At 64.9% G+C, this 13,264-nt stretch carries 12 protein-coding genes; 9 read left to right on the top strand and 3 right to left on the bottom strand.

The features are described from left to right. Positions 1 to 12: 12 nt before the first annotated feature. Positions 13 to 1,260, bottom strand: coding sequence for an aspartate aminotransferase family protein (locus OIE68_RS42895; RefSeq protein WP_327096602.1), 1,248 nt, complete (start codon positions 1,258 to 1,260; stop codon positions 13 to 15). Positions 1,261 to 1,383: 123 nt separating this feature from the next. Here OIE68_RS42895 and OIE68_RS42900 point away from each other — a divergent pair, with 123 nt between their 5' ends. The 7 genes from OIE68_RS42900 to OIE68_RS42930 all read left to right on the top strand — a co-directional run bounded on the left by OIE68_RS42900 (position 1,384) and on the right by OIE68_RS42930 (position 7,893). Continuing rightward, positions 1,384 to 2,856: an NAD-dependent succinate-semialdehyde dehydrogenase gene (locus OIE68_RS42900; protein ID WP_327096603.1), complete on the top strand. Its 1,473-nt coding sequence runs from the start codon at positions 1,384 to 1,386 to the stop codon at positions 2,854 to 2,856. A 23-nt stretch (positions 2,857 to 2,879) separates the two neighbouring features. Then, positions 2,880 to 3,977 (top strand): tartrate dehydrogenase, encoded by a 1,098-nt coding sequence (locus tag OIE68_RS42905; protein WP_327102012.1) that lies wholly within the window; start codon positions 2,880 to 2,882, stop codon positions 3,975 to 3,977. Positions 3,978 to 4,075: 98 nt separating this feature from the next. Beyond that, positions 4,076 to 4,963 (top strand): ectoine/hydroxyectoine ABC transporter substrate-binding protein EhuB, encoded by an 888-nt coding sequence (ehuB, locus tag OIE68_RS42910; protein ID WP_327096604.1) that lies wholly within the window; start codon positions 4,076 to 4,078, stop codon positions 4,961 to 4,963. A 4-nt stretch (positions 4,964 to 4,967) separates the two neighbouring features. Next, a complete protein-coding gene (locus OIE68_RS42915; RefSeq protein WP_327096605.1) occupies positions 4,968 to 5,693 on the top strand; it encodes an amino acid ABC transporter permease in 726 nt (241 codons plus the stop codon). Beyond that, complete coding sequence (gene ehuD, locus OIE68_RS42920; protein ID WP_040700017.1) at positions 5,693 to 6,361, top strand: ectoine/hydroxyectoine ABC transporter permease subunit EhuD; 669 nt, start codon at positions 5,693 to 5,695, stop codon at positions 6,359 to 6,361. The genes OIE68_RS42915 and ehuD overlap by 1 nt, the downstream gene beginning before the upstream one ends. A 4-nt stretch (positions 6,362 to 6,365) precedes the next feature. After that, on the top strand, positions 6,366 to 7,130 hold the full coding sequence (gene ehuA, locus OIE68_RS42925) for an ectoine/hydroxyectoine ABC transporter ATP-binding protein EhuA (RefSeq protein ID WP_327102013.1): 765 nt from the start codon (positions 6,366 to 6,368) through the stop codon (positions 7,128 to 7,130). Between the two features lie 25 nt (positions 7,131 to 7,155). Beyond that, positions 7,156 to 7,893, top strand: a complete 738-nt coding sequence (locus OIE68_RS42930) for a glutamine amidotransferase (RefSeq protein ID WP_327096606.1) — start codon at positions 7,156 to 7,158, stop codon at positions 7,891 to 7,893. A 6-nt stretch (positions 7,894 to 7,899) separates the two neighbouring features. On the opposite strand, the gene OIE68_RS42935 is transcribed toward OIE68_RS42930, so the two are convergent. Beyond that, positions 7,900 to 8,814: an MHYT domain-containing protein gene (locus OIE68_RS42935; protein ID WP_327096607.1), complete on the bottom strand. Its 915-nt coding sequence runs from the start codon at positions 8,812 to 8,814 to the stop codon at positions 7,900 to 7,902. A gap of 800 nt (positions 8,815 to 9,614) precedes the next feature. Then, positions 9,615 to 10,445 carry a helix-turn-helix transcriptional regulator gene (locus OIE68_RS42940; protein WP_327096608.1) on the bottom strand — a complete coding sequence of 277 codons (831 nt, stop codon included), beginning with the start codon at positions 10,443 to 10,445 and terminating at the stop codon, positions 9,615 to 9,617. A 147-nt stretch (positions 10,446 to 10,592) separates the two neighbouring features. On the opposite strand from OIE68_RS42940, the gene OIE68_RS42945 reads away from it, so the two are divergent. Together OIE68_RS42945 and OIE68_RS42950 are read left to right on the top strand one after the other, a co-directional pair. Further along, positions 10,593 to 11,339, top strand: coding sequence for an NADPH-dependent F420 reductase (locus OIE68_RS42945; RefSeq protein ID WP_327096609.1), 747 nt, complete (start codon positions 10,593 to 10,595; stop codon positions 11,337 to 11,339). Positions 11,340 to 11,870: 531 nt separating this feature from the next. After that, positions 11,871 to 13,133, top strand: coding sequence for a cytochrome P450 (locus OIE68_RS42950; RefSeq protein ID WP_327096610.1), 1,263 nt, complete (start codon positions 11,871 to 11,873; stop codon positions 13,131 to 13,133). Positions 13,134 to 13,264: the final 131 nt, after the last annotated feature.

Below are 13,264 nucleotides of genomic sequence, written 5' to 3' on the forward strand. Positions count from 1 at the left end.
TCTGCCTCCTGGTCACGCGGGGAGTTCGGCGAGCACGGTCGACCAGATCGCGAGCGCATCGTCGATCTGGGTATCGGTCACGATCAGCGGCGGGATCATCCGCACCACATTCATGTACGCACCGCAGGTGAGCAGCAGGAGCCCCTTCTCGACCGCGAGCCGCTGGGCGGCGGCGGCAGTTGCGCTATCGGGTTCGCCTGTGGCGGTGGTGAATTCGGTGCCACAGAGCAATCCCAGACCGCGCACGTCGCCGATCGCCTTGGTGGCGCTGTCGCGCAGTCCGGTCAGCAGTTGTGCGCCGCGCGCGGCGGCGTTGTCCACCAACCCCTCCGATTCGATCACCTCGAGCGTGGCGATCGCCGCCGCACAGGCCACCGCATTGCCGCCGTAGGTGCCGCCCTGCGAGCCCGGCCAGGCCCTGGCCATCAGCTCGCGCGGCGCCGCGATTCCGGACAGCGGGAACCCGCTGGCCAGGCCCTTCGCGATGGTGATGACATCGGGGCGAACGCCGAAGTGCTGATGTCCGAAGAACTTTCCGGTCCGGCCGAAGCCGGTCTGGATCTCGTCGAAGATGAGCAGGATGCCGTGCCGGTCCGCGCGTTCGCGCAGCCCACGGAAGAACGTGGCATTTCCGGGGATGTAGCCGCCCTCGCCGAGCATCGGCTCGACCACGAATGCGGCGGTTTCGGCGGGGGAGGTGACGGTGGCGAAGAGGTAATCGAGTTCGCGCAGCGCGAAGTCGGTGGCTTCGGCCTCGGTCCAGCCGTAGCGGTAGGCGGTGGGGAACGGCGCCACGTGCACACCGGACATCAGCGGGCTGAATCCGGCGGAGAAGCGGGTGCCCGAGGTCGTCATGGTCGCCGCCGCGACGGTGCGACCGTGAAATCCGCCTTGGAAGACAACGATATTCGGCCGTCCGGTGGCCTGGCGGGCCAGGCGCAGCGCGGCCTCTATCGCCTCGCTGCCGGAGTTGGCGAAGAACAGCGTGTCCAGACCTTCGGGCAGCACCGTGCCGAGGCGCTCGATGAGTTCGAGCAGCGGCCGGTGCATGACGGTGGTGTATTGGCCGTGGATCAGGCTGGCGACCTGGGCCTGGGCCGCCGCGACCACATGCGGATGGCAGTGACCGGTGCTGGTTACGCCGATGCCCGCGGTGAAGTCGAGATAGCGGCGACCGTCGGTGCCGTAGAGGTAGCAGCCCGAACCGTGGTCGACGGTTACCGGGGTGGCCTGCTTGAGAACGGGGGATAACTCGGTCATGATCCGCCTCCCGGGCGCGTATCCGCTGATTGTCTATTGTCGGATTGTTGACAATATGCATAACATGGGCACGGGGTTCACAGCAATGGCCGAAGGCCGCGTCGGGAATGAAAAGGAGCCCACATGCTCACCGAAACCGCCCTGACCGCAGCCGAACGCGCCGCGATCGACACGGTTCCGACAGGACTGTTCATCGACGGCGAGTGGCGCGGAACAGCCGCTACGCTCCCGATCACCGATCCGGCGACCGGCCAGTTGCTCTGTGAGGTGGCCGATGCTGATGCGACCGATGGGCTGGACGCCTTGGTCGCGGCCGATCGGGCACAGGCGGAGTGGGCGCGAACGACGCCGAGGCAGCGCAGCGATATCCTCATGGACGCGCACCGGGCACTGCTCGCCGATACCGAACGACTCGCGCTGATCATGACGCTGGAAATGGGTAAGCCACTGGCCGAGGCGCGCGGTGAAATCGCTTATGCGGCAGAGTTTTTCCGATGGTTCGCCGAAGAGGCCGTCCGCCTGGACGGTGGATACATGCCTGCACCGGCAGGTGGTTCGCGCTTCCTGGTGACCAGACAGCCGGTCGGTCCGAGCCTGCTCATCACGCCGTGGAACTTCCCGATGGCCATGGGGACCCGCAAGATCGGTCCGGCACTGGCGGCAGGATGCACCTGCGTCGTGAAACCCGCTGAGCAGACACCACTTTCGATGCTGGCGCTGGCCGACATCCTGGATCGGGCCGGTGTCCCGGCGGGTGTCGTCAATGTGATCACCACATCCGATCCGGCGGCGGTGATGACGCCGCTGATTCTGGACAGCCGCTCGCGCAAGCTGTCGTTCACCGGTTCGACCGCCGTCGGGAAGCTACTGCTCGAACAGTGCGCGCGGACCGTGATGCGCACCTCGATGGAGCTCGGTGGCAATGCGCCGTTCATCGTATTCGACGATGCGGACCTGGATGAGGCCGTCGAGGGCGCGCTCGCGGCGAAGATGCGCAATATCGGGCAGGCGTGTACTGCCGCGAACCGAATCTTCGTGCAGCGCAGTATCGTTGACGAATTCGCGACTCGGCTTGCGGACCGGCTGGCGGCGCTGCCGATGGGGCGCGGGACCGAGCCGGGAGTCGTGGTCGGCCCGCTGATCGACGCCGATGCGGTGGCGAAGGTGACCAGTCTGGTCGCCGATGCGGTCCGCCGCGGGGCCACCGTGCGCACCGGCGGCGCTGCGTTGGAGGGCCTCGGAAACTTCTATCCCGCAACGGTATTGACCGATGTGCCCGATGACGCCGAGATGTGCCACACCGAGATTTTCGGACCGGTCGCGGCGATCGCCGCCTTCGATACCGAAGCCGAGGTCGTCGCGCGCGCGAATAACACGCCATACGGATTGGTGGGCTATGTTTTCACCGAGAATCTGCGGCGCGGACTGCGGGTGTGTGAGGCGCTGGAAACCGGCATGGTCGGTCTGAATCAGGGAGTAGTCTCCAATCCCGCCGCACCGTTCGGCGGCGTGAAAGAATCCGGGCTCGGCCGTGAGGGCGGACTCACCGGCATAGACGAATTCCTGGAGACCAAATACATCGGAGTGCGAGTATGAGTACAGCAGCGCGAATCGATTCCATGAGGGGTAACGGTCGGGCGACATATCGGATAGCTACCATTCCCGGCGACGGCATCGGTGTCGATGTCACGGCCGAGGCGGTAGGGGTGCTAGACGCGGTGCTGCCCGGTATCGAATGGACCGAATTCGACTGGTCCTGTGAGAATTACCTGCGCACCGGAGCGATGATGCCCGCCGATGCGCCCGGTCAACTGGCCGGATTCGACGCGATCCTGCTCGGTGCGGTCGGCTTTCCCGGTGTACCCGATCATATTTCGCTGTGGGGTTTGCTGATTCCGCTGCGTCGCGCCTTCGGCCAGTATGTGAATCTGCGTCCGGTCCGACTATTGCCCGGCACCGAATCGGCCTTGCGCGACCGTACCGCCGAAGACCTCGACATCCTGATCGTGCGGGAGAATTCCGAGGGCGAATACTCCGCGATCGGCGGCATGCACCATCCCGGCCGCACCGACGAATTCGTCCGGCAGGAATCGATCTTCACGCGGGTGGGCTGCGAACGGATCATCCGCTACGCCTTCGAGCGGGCCCTCGAACGTGACGGCCGCCTGTGCTCGGCCACCAAATCGAATGGGCTGCTGCACTCGATGCCATACTGGGACAGCATCTTCGAGCGTATTGCCTCGGAATATCCCCAGGTGGAGACCCGACAGCTGCATGTCGACGCGCTGGCCGCCGAAATCGTGCTGCATCCGGATCGGCTCGATGTGATCGTCGGATCGAATCTCTTCGGCGATATCCTGTCCGACCTGGCCGCTGCGGTAACGGGTGGCCTCGGCCTCGCCCCATCGGGCAATATCAATCCCGAGCGCACGGCGCCGTCGATGTTCGAGGCGGTACACGGTAGCGCGCCCGATATCGCCGGCCAGGGTATTGCGAATCCGGTCGCGCAGATTCTCGCGGGAGCAATGCTGTTGGAGCACTTGGGCGAACATGCGGCCGCCGCGGCGGTCGATCGCGCGGTCTGCGATGTCCTGCGCGAAGGTCGAATTCGCACACCGGATCTCGGCGGCACCGCGACGACCGGTGAGCTCGGCAGTGCCATCGCGCACCGTGCGGCCCAATTGGTCGAGACAGATTCGATATTCGCGCAACCGTAGATCCACATCGTCATGTGACCGCAAAGAATTCGGCAGGCCGATCGCAAAGTTCATCCGCGAGCATGGGGTGACTCGCGTGTCTGCGGAAGGACGGGGTCATGAAGTTCGAATTCGGAGGTGCGCGCAGGCGATTGCGTCGCGCCATGGCCGCGGCGGTGGCCGCGGCCAGCCTCGTGGTGGTAGCGGGCTGCGGATTGGGCGGCGACGATGCGGCGGCGGTGACCTACGAGGATGCGAAGTCCTCGGGCAAGATCAAGATCGGCTTCGCAAACGAGGCGCCGTGGGCTTTCCTCGGTGCGGACGGCCAGCTGACCGGATATGCGCCGACCGTCGCTCGCGCGGTATTGAAACGACTTGGCATCAACGAAATCGAAGGTGTCGTCACCGATTTCGACGGACTGATCGACGGCGTTCGGGCCAAGAACTACGCATTCGTCGCGGCGGGTATGTTCATCAATCCGAAGCGATGTGAGAGTTCGGCATTCGCCACTCCCGACTACCAAGTCGGCTCGGCATTCCTGGTGCCGGAAGGCAACCCACGCAATATCAACAAGTTCGAGGACATCACCAGGGAGAACCTCCGGATAGCCACGCTGGGTGGCGCAGTCGAGAACGGCTACGCACAATCCTCGGGTGTGCCATCGCAACTCATCGAGCCGATGGCCAAACAGGACGACATCCTGCGCGCGGTGCGCAACAAGGATGTCTACGGCGCGGCAATGCTCGACGTCACGGCCGCATGGCTGGTGAAGAACAATCCGGACGCCAACCTGGCGGTCGGCCCGTCCTTCCGCTTCGGCAATAAGCCGGATGTCGGCACCTTCAACTTCCGCATCGGCGACGACAAGTTCCGCGAGGACTTCAACCGCGAGCTGCGCGCACTGCACGAAAGCGGTGAATGGTTGAAGCTGGTGGAGCCGTTCGGCCTGACCAAGGCGAACGAGGCGGATCCGGCGGCCACGGCCGAGCAGTATTGCACGGCTTGACGTCGTGTCGTCGCATTTCTCGACCTACCTCGAGCGGGTACTCCAGGGTCTTCCTTTCACGCTGTGGGCGGCGGTCGGCGGCATCGCGCTGACCGCCGTGCTGTCCTTCGTCGCCGGAATCGCCATGCTGTCGCCGTATCTGCCGGTGCGGTTCGTCACCCGCATCTATGTGGAGGGGTTCCGGGGCAGCTCGGAGGTGGTGCAGCTGTTCTTCTTCGCGGTGGCGATACCGATCTTCTTCGGGGTATCGCTCGGTGCGACGGCGAAGGGTCTGCTGGTCATCGGCATTATCGTGCTCGGTCTCAACCACGGCGCCTACGGTGCCGAAATAGTCAGGGGTGCGATCGGATCCGTGCCGCAGGCGCAGGTCGAGGCGGCGATTGCGCTGAATCTGTCACCGGCGCAACGCATGTGGCGAGTAGTCCTGCCGCAGGCCGTGGTGGAGATGCTGCCGTCGTTCAACAATCTGTTCATCCAGCTCGTGAAAGCCACTGCGCTGCTGAGCTTTATCGCCGTGCCCGAGGTTTTCAAGAAGGCCGATGAACTGCGTGCGGTACCTGCGTTCTCTCGCGAACTGGGTCTCATCTACGGGATTCAGCTGGTCGTGTACCTGCTGATCGCGGTGGTGATCACGGTGATCATGCGGGTGCTGGAGCTGTTGGCGGCCCGGCGGGTCGGGCGGCGGCCGAAGCGTTCGAGCATTCGACTCTCGGCACATGTGGGGGTCTGATGGAGAAATGGCGGTGGGACCGCTTCTTCGATGCCTTTCCCTTCATTTGGGACGGGCTGCTCGTCACGATCCAGTACACCGTGCTCGGATCGCTGGTCGCGTATGTGCTCGGTCTGATCTTCGCGGTGATCCGGCGGCTGCGGATTCCGGTGGTCGATCAGCTGCTGTGGGCATTCATCGAATTCATCCGCAGCACCCCGCTTTTGGTGCAGATCTTTTTCCTGTACTGGGTGGTGCGTCCGGATCTGCTCGGCGGGCTGTCCATCGACACCCAACGTCTGGTGGTCGGCGTGACGGCGCTCGGCGTGCACTACGCGTGCTACACCTCGGAGGTATTCCGCGCGGGCATCGATGCGGTGCCCGCTGCGCAATGGGAGGCGGCCACCGCGCTGAATCTGCCGCGCACACGCACCTGGGTCGATGTGATTCTGCCGCAGGCGGTGCCGCGGGTGCTGCCCGCGCTGGGCAACTACACCATCGCCATGTTCAAAGAGGTGCCGCTGCTGTCCTCGATCGTCATCCTCGACATGGTGTATCAGGTCAAAACCGAGTACGCGGCCGATACCGGCGGCGCGGGACCCGAGGCCTGGTTCGCGGCCGGTCTGACCTTCCTCGCGCTGAGCTATCCGTGCTCGATCCTGGTACGAAAGTTGGAACGACGTGTCTGAACCGATGATCCGGTTCACCGGTGTGGAAAAGCGCTACGGCGCCACGGTGTGCCTGGACGAACTCGATTTCGCCATTGCGCCAGGCGAATTCGTCACCTTGATCGGGCCGTCCGGCTCGGGCAAGACCACAATTCTGCGCCTGCTCATGGGACTCGAACGGATAGACGCGGGCACCATCGAGGTCGGCGGAGAATTGCTCAGCCATCAGCGGCGCGGTGACAAACTGGTGCCCGCCGGTCCGGCTCACCTACGCCGGATGCGACGCAAGATCGGCATGGTGTTCCAGCAGTTCAATCTGTTCCCGAATATGACCGTGCTGCGCAATGTCACCGAGGGCCCGGTCCGCGGTCTCGGCCAGTCCAAGGACGCCGCCGAGGAGCGGGCGCGAAAATTGCTCGAACTGGTCGGGCTCACCGACAAAATCGACGCCCGTCCCGCGCACCTGTCCGGCGGCCAGCAGCAGCGAGTCGCCATTGCCAGGGCGCTGGCCATGGAGCCGGAAGTGCTGCTGCTCGACGAGGTGACCTCGGCGCTCGATCCGGAGCTGGTGACCGGAGTGCTGCATCTGCTGGCGGATATCGCGGCCGATACCGAGATCACGTTTCTCTGCGTCACCCACGAAATGCAGTTCGCCCGAAAGGTTTCCGATCGCGTAATGATGTTCGACGCGGGGCGCGTGCTCGAGGACGGTGATCCGGAAAGGATCTTCACCGACCCCCGGCAGGATCGGACTCGCGAATTCTTAAAGGCGGTCTTGGATGAAAACTGACCGCCGATCTTCCACAATCTGATGCATGACCAAGCCGTGTCTAGTCCTGCAGTTGCGGCCGGAGCGACCCGCCGCGGATGACGAATACCGCGCCGTCCTGCGCATGGCCGACCTCGCCGAGGGGGACACGGTCCGGGTGCAGATGGATCAGGAATTCCCGGATATCGATCTCGACGACTACTCGGCGGTCATCGTCGGTGGCGGGCCGAGCAATGTCAGCAGTCCGGACGCCGAGAAATACGGGTACCAGCGGACATTCGAACCCAAGCTGAAGAAGCTGATGACCGAGATCGTCGGCCGGGATTTCCCCTATCTGGGCGCCTGCTACGGATTGGGCATCCTCGCGGACGTGCTCGGCGGCGAGGTGAGCTTCCAGCAATACAGTGAACCGGTCGGCGCGCAGACCATCGATCTGACCGAGCACGGCCGCACGGACCCGCTGCTAGCAGGTATTCCGCGGATATTCCGAGCGTTCGTCGGACACAAGGAAGCCTGTCAGGAGGTGCCACCCGGTGCGGTGCTGCTGGCCGGCTCGGCCGACTGCCCGGTTCAGATGATTCGCGTCGGGCAGCACGTGTACGCGACCCAATTCCATCCCGAATTGGACAGCGACGGTCTGGCTTTGCGCATCGAAGTTTACCGGCACGCAGGCTATTTCGAACCGCATGAGGCCGAGGACCTGATCGAGCTCGGTCATCGGGAATCGATCACGGTGCCCAGTGTGATACTGAGCCGATTCATCGCGCGGTACTGCCGCGGATAGGTCCGATTACCGATCGGGGTCGAGGCGATGGCGGTTTCGGTGTTCGGTGCGGGAGCTGGTACGCAGCGCCCAGCTGGGTGAGTCGGGGCGCACGTCGGTGATCACGGGCCAGGATCCGGTCGTCGTGGCTGACGTTTCGCGTGGTTCGCGCCGGACGGGCAGCGCTTCGCGCCGCCGGACCGGCAGCGCTTCGCGGGTGCTGCGTTCGTCGATCTCGGCGAGTCCGACGACGACCATCAGCATCATGATGACCAGCGTGACGGTCACGATCAGTGGCGACACCAGCTGGAGGGGATCGATGCCGCCGCCGTCGACCTGGTGGTCGGCATGGCTGGCGTGCATGGACGTCATCCCGACGTAGTGCATTCCGCACACCGCGACACCCATGATCAGCGCGGCGCCGATGGTGGCGAACAGACCGCGGACATGCAGCATGAACCACAGTGCCGCGGTGGCCGCGACCACCGCGATCACGATCGACACCACCACCGTGTTGCGGTCGTATTCGACGTGTGCGGTGGTCTTCATCGCGTACATGCCCAGGTAGTGCATGGCGGCCACACCGAGTCCGGTGATCGCGCCGCCGATCGGCAGTGCCACGAACTCGTTTCGACCGCGTACGACGATCGATAGCCCGACCCACACGACCACGATCGCGATGACCGCGCTGAGCAATGTCATCGGTACGTCGTAGCGAATGGTGGCGCCGTGGATGGAGAAGCCGAGCATGGCGGTGAAATGCATGACCCAAATGCCTGCCCCGCCGAGGGAGACGGCGGCGGTGGCCAGCCACCCGGCCGGCCAATCGGAGGACCGAGCGTGTGTCACACAACGGAGCGCGAGGCCGGATCCGATGACGGAGACGAGGTAGGCCATGACCGGGGTCAACCAACCGTGGCTGAAATGATCGAGTTCTAACATGTGTACTCCGCGTTCACCAGTTGTGCTGTGGCGGCCGAATGCCGGTCAGTAGGGGCGACCCGCTATCGGTCGGCGGCAACCAGCTGCCCGTCGAGCGCAGCGGCAGTAAACCAATGAACATCGGGTGGAACCTCACGATCTGCGGAAATTTACACTGGCATTTCCGCCAGGCGCTGACAATAGCCAGGTCGGACGCTCGTGGCCAGCTCGGGTCCCAGATTCACAGCTAACGCATAGTTTCCGACAGAGCAATCGGCCAGCGTTCAGTTCCGGGGCAGGCTCGCAGCGCCGCGCGATTCGGGTGTTCGGGGTTACCGAGGTGATCACGTGTCGGTGGCCGTTGAAGCGTTCGAATACGCATGCCCGTTCAAGCCTCGACCGCGTTGGACGCCTAGGTCTTGTCTCGAAGTGGTGGGGCGTCCATCGAGCCGAGTCGAATGGTGGTACTGCACACTGTCCGGAACCGCCTTTCGACTCGGCTCGCCGCCGGATGGTGGCCTCGGAGAGTGACTTCGAGACAGGCGCTAGTCGGTCAACGTTCCAGGTCGGCGCCGATGACGCCGAGCGTGCCCGCCAGACTGCCGCGAGCGTGGTGGCGGCCTCGTGGGCGCCGAGCGCGGTCGAATCGACGTGCAGGCCGAATACGGATCGAACTCTGGTGCACCTCCCCCAGGTGTGCGCGTCGGGCGGCGCGAACGGTTGCACCGCCGGGGTGCTGTCGAGCAAAACCAGCTGCACCTGCTCGCTGGTCAGGCGCAGCCGGGCCGCGATCTCATGCGCGACGAAACTACCGAGCCGGGCTACGGATTGCCGAGTTCCCGTAACGCCTGTTCGGATGCCGAACCCGGCTCGGCGGCGAACAGATCGAGGCCGCAGCACGACGGAGCCTCGGGGAGTGCGATGAGTTCGCCGTGCAGCGCCAGCTCGCCCACGACCGGGTGGTGCAACGCGTACGTCCGGTTGCGGACCTGTGCGACCGGGTGCTCGGCCCACCTTCGTGCGAAGTCCGGGCTCAGCTCTTGCATGTTCTCGATGTGCGCCGTGAGTTCGGTGTGTCCGCGATAGCGTCCGAGCAGAACACGCAGATGCGCCACGTGCGCGAGTGCCGCCTGATCCCAACCCGGTCCGAGTAGTTCGCGCAGGTGAGGCTCGATGAACAGGAGGTGTGAGAGGGTGCGGCGGTCGTGGGGGAGTGCGGGGAAGTCACCGAACACCGCCACCGCCAGCTGGTTCCACCCGATGATCTGGGTGTGGCGACCGACTACCAGTGCCGGCGTCATCACGAACGAATCCAGCAGATAACGCAGGCCCACAGGCATATCCGCCGACGGTGTCTCCTGTGCGCACGGTTGCGGACGCCGCGCGATCCGGTGCAGATATGCCGATTCGTCCGTGTCCAGGCGCAGCGCCGCGCTGATCGCTTGTAGGACCTCGTCCGACACGCTGTCACTCTTGCCCTGCTCCAGGCGCGTGTAATGGGCGATGCTCACCCCGGCCACCCGGGCCAACTCCTCCCGCCGCAGGCCGGCGACTCGGCGCACTCCGCCGTGGTCGCGCAGCCCGACGTCCTGCGGGCGCAGCCGAGCTCGGCGCGATTTGAGGAACCCGCTCAGCTCGGCCCGGTCGTCCACTCGACAACCCTACGCCCGGCCTTCATGCCTTTGCGCCGTGGCGAATTGGGTGATCACGCCGTGAGTACGCAGCACACGGGTCTGGTCGCGCGGCCGCGGCGGCTCCACGCTGTCAGGCGGCACCCACGCCAACGAACGGAGAAAGCCGTGCACGGAACACTCGGACTGATCGGCAGCGGAATGATCGGTACTTCCATTGCCCGCCTGGCCATCTCGGCAGGCCTCGATGTCGTCCTCAGTAATTCGCGAGGCCCTGAGACCCTCGCTGATCTCGTCGCGGAACTGGGCGGGCAGGCCCGAGCGGCGCCTCCAGCGGAAGCGGCGCGCGCCGCAGACCTGGTGGTGGCAGCGATACCGCTGCAGGCGTATCAAAAGCTCCCCGCGGCGGCGCTGGCCGGAAAGACGGTCCTGGACACGGCGAACTATTACCCGGAACGAGACGGTCACCTGACCGAACTGGACACAGGCGCACTGACTTCCAGCGCTCTGATCCAGCGCCACCTCGCGGATTCCCACGTGGTCAAGGCATTCAACAACATCACCCCACACCAGCTCCTCTCCCTCGCCCGCCCCACTGATGCCGCGGACCGGAGCGCCCTCCCCATCGGAGGCGACAACACGGCAGCCAAAGCCGAGGCCACCCGCCTACTCGACCTCCTCGGCTACGACGCAATAGACATCGGCCCCCTCTCCGCCAGTTGGCGCACCGAACCGAACACTCCGGCATACATCCGCCCCTACCTGGGCGAAATCCCAGCCATGGACGTCGACACCTTCCTCCAGTGGACCCACCGAACCCCCGGCATCCCCGTCCCCGTACCCCGACTCACCGAACTCATCGAAACCGCAGTCCGCCAGCCCGCAGGCGAAGCCGAACTTCCCAGCGCCAACTGAGCAGCGCGCCCGGACTGCGCCGTCGAGCAGCTTGTTTCGGATGCACACCAATTTATCGCAGCTGCACAGCCGTACAGGTCGTGCGCAACTGCCGCAGAGAGTGTGGGCGCGGAGCGGACATGGAACAACTGCTCGTCGAGCCTCGATGAGTGGCGTGATCAATAGCAGCTCAACATATTTGCCGGTAGCAAAGGGTTCGCAGTGGGCGTGCAGGCGTTGCGGACGGATCTGGAGAGAGTTCTTCCGGATACTGATAACGTGGGCGGGTCGTCGAGTTCTGGGCGGCTGGTAGGGCGTCCGGTGATTGTGCGTCGAAATCGCCTGTCCTGCAGGGACTGTGGGGTGACCGCAGTCGACTGTGGTTGCCTCGCCAGGGTTCGAGTTCTCGACGCGGACCTCATGGCCGGGGTCACATACGGTCGGCGTCGCGAGGAGGGCTGAACTGAGTGCTGTGGCCGCAGGCTGTGTTATCGCCGCGGTGCTTCCATTGATCCCGGCCTCCTTGCTGATCCAACGTCTGGAGTCACGCCTTTGACTACGCCACCGTCAACCCGCGCCACCGCGACCGGAGTCTGCCCCGCCCTGCACGGCTCGCCCCTCGATCCCGGCGAACCCCGAGTGCTGTTGCATACTCCCGAGTTCGCCGCCGATCCGCATCGGGCCTATCGGGAGGCGCGCAGCCAGTACGGGTCGCTGGTGCCGATGGAGTTGGCGCCGGGTGTGCCCGCCACCCTGGTGGTCGGGTATCAGACCGCGGTGCGAATCCTGAATGATCCGGAACACTTTCCGGCGGATCCGCGGCATTGGGAACAGACGATTCCCGACGACTCAGTCGTCAAGCCGATGATGATGTGGTACCCGAACGCACTACGCAATACCGGGGCGGCACATGCCCGCTACCGGCAGGCGTATTCCGGCAGCATCGACGGAATCGATCTGCACGAACTGCATTCGACGGTCGAGAAGATCGCCATCCCGGTGATCAACAGCTTCTGCGAGGCAGGCGAGGTCGACCTGGTCACCCAGTACGCGCTGCCGGTCGTCTTCGAGGTCATCAACCAGATGGTCGGCTGCCCAACCGAAGTGGGGCAGCGGGTCGCGACCGGTATGGCGATGCTCTTCGACACCGTCGAGGCGGCCGCTGGTATGGCGATGCTCAGCGAGGCGCTGCTGGAGCTGGTGCAGCTGCGCCGGGCCGAGCCCGGTGACGACGTCACCTCGCGAATGGCCCACCACCCGTCCAAGCTCGACGATACCGAAATGCTATGCCAGCTGATCAGTTTCTACGGTGCGGGCATCGAACCGATGCAGAATCTGATCACGAACACCCTGCTGCTGATGCTCACCGACGACCGGTTCGGCGGTGAGATGCTCGGCGGTAGCCTCTCGACCCGCGACGCACTCGACGAGGTGTTGTTCAACGACCCGCCGATGGCCAACTTCAGCATCACCTACCCGCGCCAGCCGATCCTCATCGACAACACCTGGCTGCCCGCCCATCAGCCGGTCGTGGTCAGCTTTTCGGGCTGCAATAACGATCCGGCGATCCGCGGCGGCGACCGCACCGGCAACCGCTCGCATCTGGCGTGGGGCGCCGGGCCGCACGCCTGCCCCGCGAAATCCGTTGCCTACCTGGTCGTTCAGGACGCCATCGATCAGCTGCTCGACGCACTGCCCGAGATGGAACTGGCCGTGCCCGCGGAAGATTTGGCTTGGCGGCCCGGACCGTTCCACCGGGCACTGGCGGCACTCCCGGTCGTCTTCCCCAAGTCCCCTCCACTGCCCGTCTTCTAACAACGCGTCTTGAACTCCCGGAGGAGCTTGTAACGCCGTCCTTCTCGGACGTCCGGTGTGCCCACCCCGTTTGGGGTGGGAGCCGGTTCCCGCGTCATCCGGGCTGGTTTCACACGCCCTGGGTGGGGGTG

The sequence above is a fragment of the Nocardia vinacea genome (genome assembly GCF_035920345.1).
In the GTDB taxonomy this organism is placed as follows: domain Bacteria; phylum Actinomycetota; class Actinomycetes; order Mycobacteriales; family Mycobacteriaceae; genus Nocardia; species Nocardia vinacea_A.

Excerpts from the sequence above, each read along its gene's own strand:
- OIE68_RS42900 (WP_327096603.1), top strand. The coding sequence starts at position 1,384 with ATGCTCACCGAAACCGCCCTGACCGCAGCCGAACGCGCCGCGATCGAC.
- ehuB (WP_327096604.1), top strand. The coding sequence starts at position 4,076 with ATGAAGTTCGAATTCGGAGGTGCGCGCAGGCGATTGCGTCGCGCCATG.
- OIE68_RS42905 (WP_327102012.1), top strand. The coding sequence starts at position 2,880 with ATGAGGGGTAACGGTCGGGCGACATATCGGATAGCTACCATTCCCGGC.
- ehuD (WP_040700017.1), top strand. The coding sequence starts at position 5,693 with ATGGAGAAATGGCGGTGGGACCGCTTCTTCGATGCCTTTCCCTTCATT.
- OIE68_RS42935 (WP_327096607.1), bottom strand. The coding sequence starts at position 8,814 with ATGTTAGAACTCGATCATTTCAGCCACGGTTGGTTGACCCCGGTCATG.
- OIE68_RS42930 (WP_327096606.1), top strand. The coding sequence starts at position 7,156 with ATGACCAAGCCGTGTCTAGTCCTGCAGTTGCGGCCGGAGCGACCCGCC.
- OIE68_RS42895 (WP_327096602.1), bottom strand. The coding sequence starts at position 1,260 with ATGACCGAGTTATCCCCCGTTCTCAAGCAGGCCACCCCGGTAACCGTC.
- ehuA (WP_327102013.1), top strand. The coding sequence starts at position 6,366 with ATGATCCGGTTCACCGGTGTGGAAAAGCGCTACGGCGCCACGGTGTGC.